The sequence below is a fragment of the Oceanobacillus sp. E9 genome (assembly GCF_001741975.1).
Lineage (GTDB): Bacteria > Bacillota > Bacilli > Bacillales > Amphibacillaceae > Oceanobacillus > Oceanobacillus kimchii.
Window position 1 is genome coordinate 21,641 of sequence record NZ_LSNA01000008.1, and the last position, 14,982, is coordinate 36,622.

At 35.1% G+C, this 14,982-nt stretch carries 17 protein-coding genes; 2 read left to right on the plus strand and 15 right to left on the minus strand.

Features of this window, described 5'->3' with window-relative positions; genetic code table 11:
* Positions 1 to 25 precede the first annotated feature (25 nt).
* The 14 genes from AQ616_RS13755 to acpS all read right to left on the minus strand — a co-directional run bounded on the left by AQ616_RS13755 (position 26) and on the right by acpS (position 11,707).
* Positions 26 to 2,200, minus strand: a complete 2,175-nt coding sequence (locus AQ616_RS13755) for a Tex family protein (protein ID WP_069686021.1) — start codon at positions 2,198 to 2,200, stop codon at positions 26 to 28.
* Between the two features lie 139 nt (positions 2,201 to 2,339).
* Positions 2,340 to 2,936, minus strand: a complete 597-nt coding sequence (locus tag AQ616_RS13760) for a SpoIIE family protein phosphatase (RefSeq protein ID WP_069686022.1) — start codon at positions 2,934 to 2,936, stop codon at positions 2,340 to 2,342.
* A complete protein-coding gene (gene sigB / locus AQ616_RS13765; protein ID WP_017795711.1) occupies positions 2,933 to 3,724 on the minus strand; it encodes an RNA polymerase sigma factor SigB in 792 nt (263 codons plus the stop codon). Before sigB ends, AQ616_RS13760 begins: the two co-directional genes overlap by 4 nt.
* Entirely contained in the window at positions 3,696 to 4,172 is a 477-nt protein-coding gene (gene rsbW / locus AQ616_RS13770) for an anti-sigma B factor RsbW (protein WP_017795710.1), read from the minus strand. The genes sigB and rsbW overlap by 29 nt, the downstream gene beginning before the upstream one ends.
* The gene (locus AQ616_RS13775; RefSeq protein WP_017795709.1) at positions 4,172 to 4,504 is read right to left on the minus strand and encodes an STAS domain-containing protein; all 333 of its coding nucleotides are present in this window, start codon (positions 4,502 to 4,504) and stop codon (positions 4,172 to 4,174) included. Before AQ616_RS13775 ends, rsbW begins: the two co-directional genes overlap by 1 nt.
* An 88-nt stretch (positions 4,505 to 4,592) precedes the next feature.
* Positions 4,593 to 5,606, minus strand: coding sequence for a PP2C family protein-serine/threonine phosphatase (locus AQ616_RS13780; protein ID WP_069686023.1), 1,014 nt, complete (start codon positions 5,604 to 5,606; stop codon positions 4,593 to 4,595).
* Positions 5,607 to 5,675: 69 nt separating this feature from the next.
* A complete protein-coding gene (locus tag AQ616_RS13785; RefSeq protein ID WP_069686024.1) occupies positions 5,676 to 6,077 on the minus strand; it encodes an anti-sigma regulatory factor in 402 nt (133 codons plus the stop codon).
* Positions 6,078 to 6,079: 2 nt separating this feature from the next.
* A complete protein-coding gene (locus AQ616_RS13790; protein WP_011065030.1) occupies positions 6,080 to 6,436 on the minus strand; it encodes an STAS domain-containing protein in 357 nt (118 codons plus the stop codon).
* A gap of 2 nt (positions 6,437 to 6,438) precedes the next feature.
* Complete coding sequence (locus AQ616_RS13795) at positions 6,439 to 7,308, minus strand: RsbT co-antagonist protein RsbRA (protein ID WP_017795706.1); 870 nt, start codon at positions 7,306 to 7,308, stop codon at positions 6,439 to 6,441.
* Positions 7,309 to 7,665: 357 nt separating this feature from the next.
* A complete protein-coding gene (locus AQ616_RS13800) occupies positions 7,666 to 8,025 on the minus strand; it encodes a type II toxin-antitoxin system PemK/MazF family toxin (protein WP_011065028.1) in 360 nt (119 codons plus the stop codon).
* Positions 8,026 to 8,029: 4 nt separating this feature from the next.
* Positions 8,030 to 8,314: a CopG family ribbon-helix-helix protein gene (locus tag AQ616_RS13805; protein WP_011065027.1), complete on the minus strand. Its 285-nt coding sequence runs from the start codon at positions 8,312 to 8,314 to the stop codon at positions 8,030 to 8,032.
* A 358-nt stretch (positions 8,315 to 8,672) separates the two neighbouring features.
* Positions 8,673 to 9,716, minus strand: a complete 1,044-nt coding sequence (locus tag AQ616_RS13810) for a LolA family protein (RefSeq protein ID WP_017795705.1) — start codon at positions 9,714 to 9,716, stop codon at positions 8,673 to 8,675.
* A 41-nt stretch (positions 9,717 to 9,757) separates the two neighbouring features.
* Complete coding sequence (locus AQ616_RS13815; RefSeq protein ID WP_069686025.1) at positions 9,758 to 11,287, minus strand: bifunctional ADP-dependent NAD(P)H-hydrate dehydratase/NAD(P)H-hydrate epimerase; 1,530 nt, start codon at positions 11,285 to 11,287, stop codon at positions 9,758 to 9,760.
* 60 nt (positions 11,288 to 11,347) lie between these two features.
* Positions 11,348 to 11,707: a holo-ACP synthase gene (gene acpS / locus AQ616_RS13820; RefSeq protein ID WP_069686026.1), complete on the minus strand. Its 360-nt coding sequence runs from the start codon at positions 11,705 to 11,707 to the stop codon at positions 11,348 to 11,350.
* A 152-nt stretch (positions 11,708 to 11,859) separates the two neighbouring features.
* Between acpS and AQ616_RS13825 the strand changes: the two genes are divergently transcribed.
* The gene (locus AQ616_RS13825) at positions 11,860 to 12,636 is read left to right on the plus strand and encodes a rhomboid family intramembrane serine protease (protein ID WP_069686027.1); all 777 of its coding nucleotides are present in this window, start codon (positions 11,860 to 11,862) and stop codon (positions 12,634 to 12,636) included.
* A gap of 291 nt (positions 12,637 to 12,927) precedes the next feature.
* Positions 12,928 to 13,683 carry a prepilin peptidase gene (locus tag AQ616_RS13830; RefSeq protein WP_069686028.1) on the plus strand — a complete coding sequence of 252 codons (756 nt, stop codon included), beginning with the start codon at positions 12,928 to 12,930 and terminating at the stop codon, positions 13,681 to 13,683.
* A gap of 159 nt (positions 13,684 to 13,842) precedes the next feature.
* On the opposite strand, the gene AQ616_RS13835 is transcribed toward AQ616_RS13830, so the two are convergent.
* Positions 13,843 to 14,916: a DUF871 domain-containing protein gene (locus AQ616_RS13835; RefSeq protein ID WP_069686029.1), complete on the minus strand. Its 1,074-nt coding sequence runs from the start codon at positions 14,914 to 14,916 to the stop codon at positions 13,843 to 13,845.
* Positions 14,917 to 14,982: the final 66 nt, after the last annotated feature.

Below are 14,982 nucleotides of genomic sequence, written 5' to 3' on the forward strand. Positions count from 1 at the left end.
ATGGCTCTTTTTAGAGCCATGCTATTTATTTATCATCATTTCCAACCATCGTTAATGCAATCCTACCTTTTTGTACATCGACTTGATCAACCCAGACTGTTACTACATCACCAACCGACGCAATATCCATTGGATGTTTAACGAATTGCTTCGACATCTTCGAAATATGCACAAGTCCATCTTGCTTAACGCCAATATCAACAAACACGCCAAAATCAACTACATTTCTCACTGTTCCTTGCAGTTCCATACCTGATTTTAGATCTTCCATGTTCATTACATTCTTCTTTAACAAGGGTTGAGGGAAATCATCACGAGGATCTCTACCAGGCTTCCCTAATGCTTCCATTATATCTTCTAACGTCGGTAACCCTATTTCTAATTTCTCAGCAGTAGCTTTTTTATCTATATTATTTAGATCCTCTTGTAGTTTTTCACTACCAATATCATTCTCTGTATACCCTAACATCTGTAATAGATTTTTTGTCTGATCATAGCTTTCTGGGTGAATTGGAGTACGATCAAGAACCGTATCTCCATCAGGAATTCTCAAGAAGCCTATTGCTTGTTCATACGTTTTCGCTCCAAGTCTTGGAATTTTCTTTAATTGCTTACGGTTCGTAAATTTTCCTTCTTCATTTCGCTGCTTCACCATATTATTCGCCACTGTTTTACTTAATCCAGAGACATATTGCAGTAATGAAGAGGAAGCAGTGTTTACATTTACACCGACTTGGTTAACGGCTGTTTCTACTACAAATGACAATGACCCGGATAACTCTTTTTGACTCACGTCATGCTGGTACTGACCTACACCAATAGATTTTGGATCAATCTTTACAAGTTCTGCTAAAGGATCTTGTACACGTCTAGCAATAGATACCGCACTTCTTTCTTCTACTTGTAGGTCTGGGAACTCTTCTCTAGCTAAAGGAGATGCAGAATAAACACTGGCACCTGCTTCATTGACAATAATATACGGAAGATCTAGCTCTTTATTTCGAATAACATCAGAAATAAATTGCTCTGTTTCACGAGAAGCAGTTCCATTCCCGATAGCAATTAGTTCAACATTAAACTGTTCAATGAGTTGTAAAACGACTTTTTCTGCTCCTTTGACATCATTTTTCGGAGCTGTTGGATAAATTACTCCAATATGATGAACCTTCCCAGTTTCATCGACTACTGCTAGTTTACAACCTGTTCGAAATGCAGGATCCACTCCTAAGACAACTTTCCCCTTCAATGGTGGTTGTAATAAAAGATTTTTTAAATTCACAGAGAATACTTCAATTGCCTGCGATTCTGCTTTCTCAGTGAGTTCATTACGAATCTCTCGCTCGATAGATGGCTGGATAAGTCGTTTATAACTATCCTCCACCGCCATTTTCAAAGAGTTGGTAATTTGTTCATTAATATTATTTTTAATGGTTTGCTTCTCTAAATAAGATGTTATTTGATCTACAGGGGGTTCAATTTGCACTTTTAATATCTTTTCTTTTTCCCCTCTGTTCAATGCCAAAATTCGATGAGAAACTAATGAGCGTATCGCTTCACTATAAGAATAGTACATTTCGTATATTCCTTTTTCATCGTCTTCTTGTTTCTTCACTTCAGATTGAATGAGGCCACGCTTAAACGTAATATCACGGATATAATCACGGTATTTTGCATCGTCGGATATCCATTCTGCAATAATATCATTCATACCTTGCAATACATCCTCTATTGTATGTAATTCATGTTCTTCAGAAAGATATCGCTTTGCCTCTTCGTGTAGATCAATATCTTTCTCTTGTGACCAAACGATTAGAGCGAAAGGTTCCAAGCCTTTTTCTTTCGCAATAGTTGCTCTCGTCCTACGTTTTTGTTTATATGGACGATATAAGTCTTCCACTCGTTGTAATTGCGTAGCAGATTTAATATCATTTTCTAGTTCTTTGGTAAGTTTTCCTTGTTCCTCAATGATTCGCAAAACCTCTTGCTTACGTTCAGAAAGGTTAACTGCATAATTCCACTTGTCTTGGATTGACTTAATTTTAACTTCATCTAATCCATCTGTTACTTCTTTACGATACCTTGCGATGAAAGGAACGGTATTTCCTTCATCTAGTAATGCAATTACTTTTTCAACCGTAGTTGTTCCCACTTTGGTTTCATCAGTTACGATTTTTAACAAACTTTTATCTATTTCAGACATTACTACTCCTCCTTGAATATATTAACTATTTTATCAAAAACTTCACTTGAATCCTAATTTTGATAGGGTTCGTTCATTCTTAACACAAAAAATAGCTGATTTCATAAGAGACTAACTTAGCGTTAGTTATGAAATCAGCTTATTTCTTAAATCGCATTGCAATTAAAGTAGTATCATCGTGTCTTATCTTATCCGTAGTCTGGCGGTAAGTATCAATTATAGTTTCTACATTAGAATCAACAAAAAAACGTTGAGATAACTCTTTATCTTGAACACCATCAGAAAACATGATTAAATTTGTGTTTTTTCTAAGTTGATACGTCATTACTTTACATTTACGATTGAAACTACCTAGATAACCCGCATTCGGGATATTTCGCTTTTTCTTTTTTCCTTCTTCCAAGACCATAATTCCAATGTTACCGATCGAAGAGAATGATGCAATATTATTATGGAAATTAATTTTTAATATTCCAAGAACGACGCCTCTTTTTCCAGCTAACTCACCATTACATACTCGCACAATTTCTTCTACTGGTGCTTGAACTTGGCTTTTAATTATATCAATTACTACCTGAGATGACTCTTTGGCAATCTCACCACTCCCAAGTCCATCTGCTATTACACATAGAAATTCATTTTCTAACTCTATATAAAAATAGCTATCTCCACATTCATAATTCCCTTTTTTCGGTTCTTGAAATACAGAGACATCTACATGTTCTCCAGAAATCAATCTAAAACCTCCGTACTCTCCGACTGAATCGCTTCTCTAAGCTTTCTTAAAGAACGACGTTGTAGTCTAGAAACGTGCATTTGAGATATACCCAGGAGTTCTCCTGTTTCTTTTTGACTCATATTCTTAAAATACGTACATTCTAATATTTGTTGTTCTCTTTCAGATAAAATCGGAAGTATTTTTTCTAGCATCATGCGTTGTTCTACATTATCATAACCATCTTCACTATTTCCTACAAGATCTAGAATAGCCACTGTACTTCCATCAGAATCAGCTTCGATTTTCCGATCAACTGATAATGCTTTATAGCTCTGACCCATTTCCATCGTTTCTAAAATTTCTTCTTCTGATGTACCAATATAATCTGCTATTTCGGTTACAGTAGGAGATTTCTGATTATCCGTAGTTAATTCGTCTACTGCTTTTCTTATTTTTGGTCCTAATTCTTTAATACGTCGTGGTACATGTACACTCCATGTTTTATCACGTATAAATCGTTTAATTTCACCTATAATTGTTGGTATAGCAAAGGATTCAAATGACTTACCATATGTTGGATCATATCTCCTTACCGCTGCTAGTAATCCAATCATTCCTACTTGTACTAAATCTTCATGAATCGCACTATTTTTGGAATACTTTCTCGCGATGGATCCCACTAAGTCTTGATACTTCAGGACAATTTTTTCTTGTATTTCTTCGTTAGTTGGATCTTTCTGTAGATATTCAATCCATTGGTAAACCTCATCTCCCCCTTTATTGTGTGGTTGAGATTTGGTCGTCATCCACGTCCACCTCTTCTTCTGTTATATATTTAGTCATCATAATCATTACGCCATATTGATTGTTGATTTTCACATCGTCCATTAGTGCTTCAATCAGGAATAAACCAAACCCACCTTCTCTCAATTTTTCTACTGGTTCTTCAGGGTGGTATGGACCTGTTTCCTTTTTAATTTTTTCTAGGTCAAAGCTTTCTCCACGATCGGCAATCATTATTTCGATATGATCCTCATATATTCCGAAACCAATTGTAATTTCTCCTGATTCATTATCATTATAAGCATGGTTTACCGCATTTGTAATTGCTTCAGATACCGCAACTTTTAGATCCTCAATAGATTCGTATGAAAAACCCATACGATTGGCAACTCCCGATAATGTAAGACGGACAACACCTACATACTCAGGCTTTGCTGGAACTTTCATTTCAATATAATCATAGTTACTCATTATTCATTGACACCTCGAATCGCTGCTTTTAACTGAATGATTTCATCTAAACCAGTAATTTCAAATATGCGGTAAACTCTATCCTGTACGTTAATCAACTCAAAATTGCTTTCTTTTTCTTTTGAAGCTTTAAGTGCACTTACAAACACTCCTAAACCCGTACTATCCATATAATTTACCTCTTCTAAATCAACTTGCACATGATTAGAGGACTCTTTGATCAATGGTAACAATGTTTCCTTTAATTTTGGAGCAGTATAAGCATCAATTTCACCTGCAACCTTTAATACAATTCGACCATCTTTTTCCTCCGTATTTACCGATAAATTCATTACGTACCTCCTCGTTCATTAACATAATGGTATAAGACATAGTATTTCTTATTAGAACTTTTACTTATGTACCCTATCAAATAAGAAATCAAACATTTTTTCTAATGGCAAATAATGTAAAATCATCTCGAAGTTGAAATCCTTGCAACCGCTCAAAATGTTTGTAAACACTCTCAACCATCTTTTGTGCAGATAAATGCGCGTATTCACGAATCACTTGTAGTACTTCTTCTGTTTCAATAAAACGGTCTCCATCACGACACTCGGTCACACCATCTGTTAGTAAAATTACCATGTCATTTTCTTTCATCGTTAAGTCGATTTCTTGATAAGTTGCGTCAGGCATAACACCTAACACTAACCCTTTCATCTTTATTTCTTCAAAGGTATCTGTTTCTGCATGATAAAAATAACCGGGTTCGTGACCAGCTGAAGAAAAACGTAGTAAATTTTCCGATGGATGATAATGTGCATAACACATCGTAATAAACATACTTGGGTCAATATTTCTTTCTACAACTCGGTTAAGGTTTTTTAAAATCGTTTTCGGACGCATGGATTCCTCAGGATAACTATCAACAGCATACTTAATCATCGACATACAAAGCGCTGCTGGAATACCTTTACCAATAACATCGGCAATAGCAATTCCAAAGGTATCTCCACTACCTTTAGCAAAATGATAGTAGTCACCATTCATCTGATGTGCAGGAACACTAATAATTCCAAGCTCAACACCAGCGATTTCTGGCTTTTTTGTTCCTAGCAGTGTCTTTTGCATATTAGCTGCAATGGATATTTCCGATGCTAATACATCTTTCTCTTGCCTGAGATTAGTTACTTCTTGTAAAGCCAATCCGTAAAAAATCATAGCTTCCAATAAAAAGTTCATGGAGTGCTTGTAATCATCCGGTAAATGTGGATTTAAGCTTTCCATTGCTTGTATATGAAGATTAATGATTTCTTCAGGTAATATATTCTTTTTTATAAAATCTTTACTTACTTTCTCAATTCCATACAATGCTTCTTCATCTTGAGAATGAATATATTTTTCCAATAAATCTTGGTATCTTTTTGTATTATTTTTTATCGTCTTTTCCATTTGATTATCCCCCGTAATTTATAAGTAGAGGAAAATTATACTAGTTTCGAACCGTCATATGGGATATCTTTATCTTACCCATTTCACAGCTTTTATTCTTGTACCTTTTCCTGTATCGGATTCAATATCAAAGTCATCCATTAGTCTTTTAACTCCTGGAAGTCCTGCTCCTAATCCTCCGGAAGTAGTATAGCCGTCTTGCATAGCACGACTAATATCGCTTATTCCAGGTCCATTATCTAAAGCAATCATGCATAAACCTTGTTTCTTTTCGCCTTTAATTACTTCAAAACAAATCTTACCGTGTTCAGCGTATAAGTATATGTTACGAGCTAATTCAGATATTGCTGTTGCAACTCTCGCCTGGTCAACCGTTCCGAAACCCACTTGCTTTGCCATTTCACGACCAAGTTGTCTTGCTCCAACAATATCCCACTCTTTTTTAATATTCACGCAGGATTGTGGATCCATCATTATACCTCCAGTTCCTGTTGAAGCTTAACTAACCCTTGTTCTAGATCTAATGCTGTCGGGACATTTTGCATATGGATACCTAAATCAATTAAAGTCATTGCAACAGCAGGTTGAATCCCAGTAAGTACAACTTTCGCCCCCATTAAATCTGACATTGATACAACGTCTCCAAGTACTTTTGCTATAAACGAATCAATTATATCAACAGAAGTTAGGTCAATTACTACTCCTGAAGCTCCTGTTTTATGAATTTTATCTAATAAGTCTTCTTGAAATTGAATTGCTGTTTGGTCATCTATTTCTGTTTGAATAGAGATAAGTAAATAGTTATGAAGTTTTAAAATTGGAATTCGCATACTTATTCTCCTTTCAAGGAATTTATGATTCCTTCAACGTCAGCCTCACGAGTTTTTAAATCTATTACTTCACGTCCTGTAAGTTCTAATGCCTTAGTAAAACCTTTTTTCAATGAACTCTGCGTAGGGAAATTACTTAGATCAATACCTAAATTGACAATAGTTTGGGCAATTTCAGGACGTATACCTACTAAAATACATGTAGAACCAATTAATCGAACAGCTTCCGCAGCTTGAATAATATGATGTGCAACCATCGTATCAACTACTGGAACACCTGTTATATCTATTAATACTACTTCTGAATTATGTTTTATGGTACCTTCCAAAAGGTTCTCCATAATTAACTTTGCTCTTTCTGTATCAATTGTACCGATTAAAGGCATTACCGTAATACCTTCCATAACAGGAATCAGTGGAGCTGATAATTCTTGTAAAGCAACACGTTGCAACGATAGGATATTCTCCCAGCTACCAGAATATTCATTCACTAATTGGCGAATTAGAGGCTCCACCCACTCATCAACATTAGACAAAATCATTGAGAATTGGTTCGAATCAATTTGTTCGGATTGACTAAGCAAATATTCAGTTGATACTCTTCGAAAAATTTGTAGTCCATCCGTCAAATAACTCAACGGCCATCCTAGGTTAATGATTTTTTCAGAAAAGTCCTCCACTTCATTAGATGAACCTTGGTTACGAATACTAGTGAATATTACATTGACAAATTCACGATTTGTACTTTCATACAACTCGTCCGAAATAGTCGCTGTATAATTCCCTGTTTTTAATGAACTAATTTCCTCCAACCAATTTTCAACAATTGAATCGCTATTTTCTATAAGGAGCTCTCTAAATCCTCGTTTCATGCTTCCTCTACCTCCACCAAAATAATTTAAATTAAAATTTAGACATATTGTTACACGTAATATCAAATTGTGCAATTAATATATACATATATGTATGTATTTGAACTGTTTTCCCTTCTAATTATACCACAGATACAGTTTCTAAAAACATCTGTAACTTCGTTTATTGATTGTCTACCTTTATTAAGTGAAACTTGATTCAGTGGCTTTTCGCTCTTTTTCTACCGCATGTTAGTACCGCATGGCATGGTCTAAAGCTTTGCAGGATCAAACATTTAACGGACAGTTGGTCCCCCACTAGGCTTCTTCGGTTAAGATAAACACAAAAAACTCCTTACTCAAAGAAAGAGTAGGAGTTTAACCACCATATACATCTTTTAAGCCGAGGCTTATTTCCAGTGCCTGATTAATTTTAATCATCATTTCCTTATCTAATTTCGTAATTTTATCCGTTAAACGCTGTTTATCCAACGTCCTGATTTGTTCCAAAAGAATTACGGAATTCCGATCAAATCCATATCGCTTTGCATCAATCTCCACATGGGTTGGTAATTTTGCCTTTTGAATTTGCGCTGTTATCGCAGCGACAATAACAGTAGGGCTGAAACGGTTACCGATGTCGTTTTGGAGAATTAGGACAGGCCTCACCCCACCTTGCTCCGATCCAACAACGGGGGATAAGTCAGCGAAATATACCTCGCCTCTTTGAACGATCAAATTGTTACACCCCGATCACAGAGCGCTCTAGGGTGTTTTCAGCCTCCTCTTCAGCTTGAAAGGCCTCGGAAGCAATCGTCAAATTAATACGTCCCATTTCTTCATAACCACGCTGCATCGTTTCGTGGAAGCGCTGAATATGCTCTTCTTTTTTATGGTTTAAATAAATTTGCGTTGCTTCACAAATAAAATCGCTAAGATCGCTATTTTCATATTTCATTAACCCATCCACCTCACTTAGTAGGTTCTTTGGCATCTTCACCATGATTTCTTGTAGACTTTCTGACAAAACCATGCACCTCCAACAACTGTTAACGAACGATATTAAATTCTTTTTTATCATAGCATCTCATCGGTCGATTTGCAAAGGGGTTCTGGCGATTTTATTAAAAAAATATATGAATTTGTCGTTTATTCCTGTAGAAATGGTGGTATATAATGTTAGTTATACTTCTTTAAGTTTCTCTTATCATTTGGAACTCCTGTAAAATATATGCACAAATAATTAAATCATGCTAAAAAGAATTGCATCCCACGTAGAAGAACTTATACAAACTGGTCAGCTTTTGTGTCCATTTTAATGGTTACTTATTGCCTCATAAAGACAAAGAACAGGCCCAATTGTTGTGAGCCTGCTATCATCTGGTTTATTTTACGACCTGTCCTTGTACGGATTGCGCTACTTGTATCATTTCTTCCTTCGTAAGTTCGTCACTAGCGAGTGTATAATCTACACCTCCGAATGTCCATTGAAGTGTATTGTCTTCTAATGCACCAATCGTATTTCCAAGGTTAATAATTTCTCCATTTACTTCCAATGGTTGAGACATTACATTTTCAGTTAATTTCTTTTCTTCCACCAGAGTAAAGTTTTTCTCGCCTTCAAAGGTTAAAATTACACGAGCACCATCCTCCATTTCAACTTCTCTTTTACTCGTATTCTCTGCTCCTGCAGTAAATTGTGGGTATACAACCATTAAATCATCTGTAACACTTCCGCTCGCTTCCACATCTTCTGTGGCAGATGATTCTTCTCCATTGTTACCTGCACCTTCCATATTTTTCTCCATTGAAAAATCGTCTTCTGCAAAAGTCGGGTCTAACTCAAAATTAGAGAATGTTACATTCACTAATGCATTACCATCTTTATCTAAAACCTTAACCATTGCTGGAGTAAATGCATCTTTATCGAAATAAACCTCCTGAAATGGAAGATTATTATTGCTTTGATAATTTGTTTTTGTTTTAAAAACATAATGATTATCCGTTGATTCAAAAGTTGCCTCTGGATCATTAACAACATCCGTAACCAATGATTGGAAGAGATATGGTTGGCTACTATTATCCGGCCACTCGGTCTGGAATTTAAAACTTTTATCTAAAGCTGGAGTTAACACAAATACGCCATCATCATTTTTCAATATAATTTGACTTTCCTGCTGATCCATACCATTCTCTAACTTTACTCGATATTTATTATCTTTTTGGAACCATACATCAATGGCAAATGTTTGTTCCTCAGAACCAGTATTCATAGCCATTTCCGCAGTTGCCTTATAACCATCCAAATCTTCCGTTGTTTCTTGTAGTTTTGCCACAACATCTTCTTGTGATTTTTCACCACATGCTGCCAGCAAACCTACAACAGCTACTAAAATAAATGCTACTTTAAAAGCATTGTGTTTTTTCATCAGCATATCTCCCTTGTCTCAATTAACAAAGGGAACTATTCTCACTCACTAGAAGTTAATGTACGCAGGACATTAGGGATTCCTTCAATAATATCAGTTGCAGTTAAATCATAGACGGAATGCTTTTCTTTCACTAAATTATCTGCTGAAGCAGAATGTAAATAACAAGCATTACAGATTGCTTCAAATATCGGTTGATCTTGCATTACCATAGCAAGGATAATCCCTGATAATACATCTCCACTACCACCCTTAGCAAGGCCAGGATTCCCTCCAGATTCAACAACTTGCCTACCTGTAGGTGATGTAATAATAGTAAATTTTCCTTTTAATACTAAATATACCCCATACTCCATCGCGAATTCCTTACTAAAACTAAATGGTTTTTGCAATATTTCTGATATGGTTACATCTAGTAAAGTTGCCATTTCTCCAGGATGTGGAGTGAGTATTGTAGGTTTTTGTCGTGACTTCAATTCATTTAATTGATCTTTTAAATGATAAAGCCCATCTGCATCTACAAGTAATATACCTTTCGCTGCAGTAATTGTTTCCTGAATCAGTTTTTGTGTTACCTTCTTTCTCCCAATTCCCATTCCAATTGCTACTGCATCATATACAGAATAATCAATTTCTGATGCACCGGAAAGATAACCCTCTTGTTCTTGAATTGGTATATACATGGATTCATTACAACTAGAAGCCATCATAGATATTACAGATTTGGAAGTGCCCGTTGTCGTCAATCCCGCTCCAGATCGTACTGCTGCCCTCGTAGTCATCATGACAGATCCGGGCATTAAATGATTACCCCCTATTACTAACCCTCTGCCATGCGTTCCTTTATGGGAATTTTCCTTTCGCTTAGGAAAAGAAGATTGAAAATCTGTTATGTTCCACCACTGCTTATCCGTATATTGATGAATGACTTCAAATGGAAAACCAATGGAGACCATCATCCATTCTCCATAATAGGAAGCTGTATCCTGTAAAAATAACGACTGTTTTAAGGCTCCAATTACGACTGTTGTATCAGCTTGTACAGCATAAAATTCAGAATGATATTCATCTGCTGGAAGCCCAGATGGAATATCAATAGCAATTACTTGTTTATTTGATTCATTTACGAATTGTGCAATAGATAATATGGAATCTTTTAATTTTCCCCTTACTCCTATTCCTACCATTGCATCAACAATTACTGTTGAATCTTTTAAAATGTGCTTTACTTCATCCGATATAAAATCTCGATAAAATATCAATCCGTTGCATCGGAGAAACAAATTTTTATGATAATCTGCATCTCCTTTAATTTTTTCATCACCGACAACTTGGACTACTTTTACACTGTAGCCTTCTACATGTAACGTCCGAGCTACTACAAACCCATCTCCTCCGTTATTCCCTCCACCGACAAGTACCGTAATGACATCCTTTTTTGTTATTCTTTTTTTGATTTCCCTACTTACTTCTCTACCTGCATTTTCCATTAGTATCTTTCCGTCTACACCGATACTTCCCATTGTTTCCCTATCAATACCGTACATTTCTTCTGCGGTGACAATAAACATGTCGTTCCCTCCTACCGCACTAAAATATATGAGACAAACTATACAATTATGCATTTTCCATTACTCACGTGTTTCTAAAATAACATTTGCAACTGCATATGTTTTACTATGCGAAATAGATAAATAAATCGCATTATCATTATATCCTCTCACCTTCATGTATGGTGCACCATGAACATTATTGATAACTTCCATATCTTTGAAACTCACCTCACCAATACCTGTTCCTATAGCTTTAGCAAATGCCTCCTTAGCAGCAAATCTTCCGGCTACATATTCCACTTTTCTATAATCTGATAAATGTTGAAACTTCCTTTGTTCGTTTTCTGTTAAGATACGATCTATAAAACGATCATCTCTTTTTATTAGTGCTTCAATTCGATTCAGTTCAATGATATCAATTCCTACTCCACAAATCATCGTACTCTCTCCTTAACTTAAGAGGTTAAAATTGTTTAAAAGACCTTATATTGGTCATAATTGATATAATTCCGTATTATAATGATAGTATTTCTTATAAGGTATTAGCATCACTCTTACCTTCTATTATACATGTATCGGGGGATTCCTCATTGTTTATACGTAATGAACGAAGTATTAAAGAATTTATGAGTCTATATCCTATTGTTTCTGTATTAGTTATTATCAATATTATATTATGGGCAATTAACGATTTACTGCAATTACAAATTGGTAGGTTTATCGAAATTTACGGAATAGGATTCAATGCAGCAATTGCAGATGGACAATGGTGGCGAATAATTACACCAATTTTCCTTCACGGTGGATTAATGCACATGTTATTCAATTCATTTTCACTTGTACTATTTGGACCAGCATTAGAACAAATGTTAGGTAAATTTAAATTTATCCTTGCATATCTTGGTACTGCTATTACTGCTAACATTGCAATATTTTTTCTACAACCAATGAATTATGCTCATTTAGGAGCTTCTGGAGCGATATTCGGGTTATTTGGTATTTATGTATTTATGGTAATGTATCGCAAAGATTTAATAGATCAATCCAGCAGTCAAATGATAGCTGTCATTGTCGGAATTGGACTTGTAATGACTTTTATCAGACCTAATATCAGTATTCTTGGTCATCTTTTCGGCTTTCTTAGTGGAATCATCTATGCTCCATTATTATTAAGGAATGTAGCTAGCTATTTCCCTTGGATAAGACGTAGAACAAAATTTGCTGCAGATGATGACGCTGTACAGTTTGACCCTAATCGTTGGCGAAGAAAAAAAAGAATTCCACCATTTATTCGAAAAAACCTCCTTTGGATCATAATCGGATTCTTTGTTTTATTAGGCATACTAGGAAGAATGGGGATACTCTAAAAACACGGCCAAGTTATAACGGCCGTGTTTTTTTTTAAGTCTTCTAATAAAACCAACATAGCAAATTAAAGTGTCACCTTATCCCTTAAATAAAGTCAGAAAATTATTTCAATAACATCTATACTAATGATATAATAAACAAAAAGGATTAGTCTAAAAGACTCACTTGAATGTGTTAAAAAACTATTCTACTAAACAGAAAGGAACCTCAATTATGGAACTATGAGACTAAACAAGTAATGAAATTATAGCAAGTAATTTAATATCATTTAACAGTAAGGAGCCTCGATTATGTATTATATTTATCCGCCATTATTTTTTACTCTCGGAGCTATTTTCGGCTCGTTTTTTATGGTCGTTGGTTTACGACTCCCCAAACAAATTCCCTTCGCTAATGCTCGATCATGTTGTGATCATTGTCACTATCAACTTCGATGGTACGATAATATTCCTATTATTTCTTATATTTTTCTTAGGGGAAAATGCAGGAATTGTAATTTAGGAATCCATCCGCTCCATATTGTAGTAGAAATCATAACAGGAATTTTATTTACCGCAAGCTATTATCACATCGGTATACAGTGGGAGCTATTTATTTCCTTATTACTTGTATCTTTATTAATTATTATTTCTATTACAGATTTTATGTACATGGTAATCCCAAACAAACTGTTACTTTTCTTTCTACCCACCTTTATTATTTCACGAATTTTACTACCTTTAGACCCATGGTGGTCTATGTTTGCAGGTGCTGCCATAGGTTTTAGCATTATATTTCTAATCATAATAATAAGTAAAGGTGGTATGGGAGCAGGAGATATGAAATTACTTGGTTTAGCAGGTCTTGTTTTGGGTTATAAAAATATTATTCTAGCATTTTTCTTAGCATGTGTAATTGGTTCTGTCATCAGTATTTTTTTATTATCCATCCATTTAATTCGACGAAATAAACCATTTCCATTCGGTCCCTTTATCGCAGTTGGTATTTTCATATCATATTTCTATGGAGATTCATTAATCAATTGGTATCTTCAATATTTAATATAAATAACATTTTTGAATAGTAGTTGAGTGCCTATATTAACGATCAGATACACTACAGTCTCTATAAGGCAGCTTCACTAGACAGTTTCAATAGTGACCGAAGCGCATTTTCACCTCTCATGCGGCTATCTTTTAAATAAATAGTTATGCCTTCTTCTATTCTCAATCCAAAAAAAGAAACGTAAATTTTGCTCCAGCTTCCATATACTCTAGAATAGATATGTCTTCTTCTATGATTTTACCAATCACATTCACCCTTTTATCTTTAGGTAAATCCACCTTCGTAATTTGTAATTCTCCTTGATATCTACCGTAATTACTATTATCAATCGTAATCGAACCTTTGCTTCTCGCATCTATTCCTAGAGGTTTAATCGTCGATGTTCCTTTACTCGCATAACTTCTTGATTCTACAGAGCGAATAACATCCCGCGCTGCGTCCATTCGATTGGTATGATTAGTATCTAGAAGTTTTATTATCTCTTCATCCTTGGTTAAAACATCTATTCTTAATGCGAATACCTTTTCATGCACATATTGTTGAATTTGTTCTTTAGATGTTTCACTGATCCCCGGATCCCCAACGTATATATGGTCTACCCATTCATTATGATCGAATTCAACAAATGATGAAAATGTCGATGTTTTTCTATGTTTTTCAAGTGTTGGTAACCTTTCATATAATGGTGCTCGTAATGTTTCTTCGCCTGGTATAAAGGTCATTACTTTTAAACCAACCGTTTTTAACCACTGGTTTTTCCGATTAAAATCTTCTAAACCCAATCCTGTTTCTGGGCGAGGATAATAATTATGCCATGCTTCCATATTCGCTAGATTCCCGCCTTGACGGATAATACGAGTTATATTTTCCTCTGTAATCGTACTTGCGTTTAGTGCAATTTTCATCTGCTTAGACAGGTTTGCAATGGTTGAATCATCAATACCATAGTCTACTCGTAAACCAGTAACTCCCCAATCAATCAGTTCATAGGCATTCTCCCACGAATAGCCAAGATATTCTAATGATTTTGGAGATACATCTGCTACTAAATCTATATGATAACTCTTGGCAAGTTCTCCTAATTTTTGGAGACGTTCTACGTAGACGTTTGGATCATCTTCTGGAATATGTAAGGAAGTAAATATCCCTTTAAATCCACCTGTATTCATTTGATAAATATACCTTTCCCATTGCTCGTAATTCGGATCATTTAAGAATACGGATATCCCTATCATCTGATCCCCTCCATATCTTTATTTTTTATATTTAATCTATTAAGCTAAGAAGACTCCCTTAAAATT

Bases quoted from the DNA above. Each gene is read 5' to 3' on its own strand.
- AQ616_RS13755 (WP_069686021.1), bottom strand. From the start codon at position 2,200: ATGTCTGAAATAGATAAAAGTTTGTTAAAAATCGTAACTGATGAAACC.
- AQ616_RS13835 (WP_069686029.1), bottom strand. From the start codon at position 14,916: ATGATAGGGATATCCGTATTCTTAAATGATCCGAATTACGAGCAATGG.
- AQ616_RS13815 (WP_069686025.1), bottom strand. From the start codon at position 11,287: ATGTTTATTGTCACCGCAGAAGAAATGTACGGTATTGATAGGGAAACA.
- acpS (WP_069686026.1), bottom strand. From the start codon at position 11,707: ATGATTTGTGGAGTAGGAATTGATATCATTGAACTGAATCGAATTGAA.
- AQ616_RS13810 (WP_017795705.1), bottom strand. From the start codon at position 9,716: ATGAAAAAACACAATGCTTTTAAAGTAGCATTTATTTTAGTAGCTGTT.
- AQ616_RS13830 (WP_069686028.1), top strand. From the start codon at position 12,928: ATGTATTATATTTATCCGCCATTATTTTTTACTCTCGGAGCTATTTTC.
- rsbW (WP_017795710.1), bottom strand. From the start codon at position 4,172: ATGAGTAACTATGATTATATTGAAATGAAAGTTCCAGCAAAGCCTGAG.
- sigB (WP_017795711.1), bottom strand. From the start codon at position 3,724: ATGACGACCAAATCTCAACCACACAATAAAGGGGGAGATGAGGTTTAC.
- AQ616_RS13790 (WP_011065030.1), bottom strand. From the start codon at position 6,436: ATGCGAATTCCAATTTTAAAACTTCATAACTATTTACTTATCTCTATT.
- AQ616_RS13775 (WP_017795709.1), bottom strand. From the start codon at position 4,504: ATGAATTTATCGGTAAATACGGAGGAAAAAGATGGTCGAATTGTATTA.
- AQ616_RS13795 (WP_017795706.1), bottom strand. From the start codon at position 7,308: ATGAAACGAGGATTTAGAGAGCTCCTTATAGAAAATAGCGATTCAATT.
- AQ616_RS13785 (WP_069686024.1), bottom strand. From the start codon at position 6,077: ATGGATCCACAATCCTGCGTGAATATTAAAAAAGAGTGGGATATTGTT.
- AQ616_RS13780 (WP_069686023.1), bottom strand. From the start codon at position 5,606: ATGGAAAAGACGATAAAAAATAATACAAAAAGATACCAAGATTTATTG.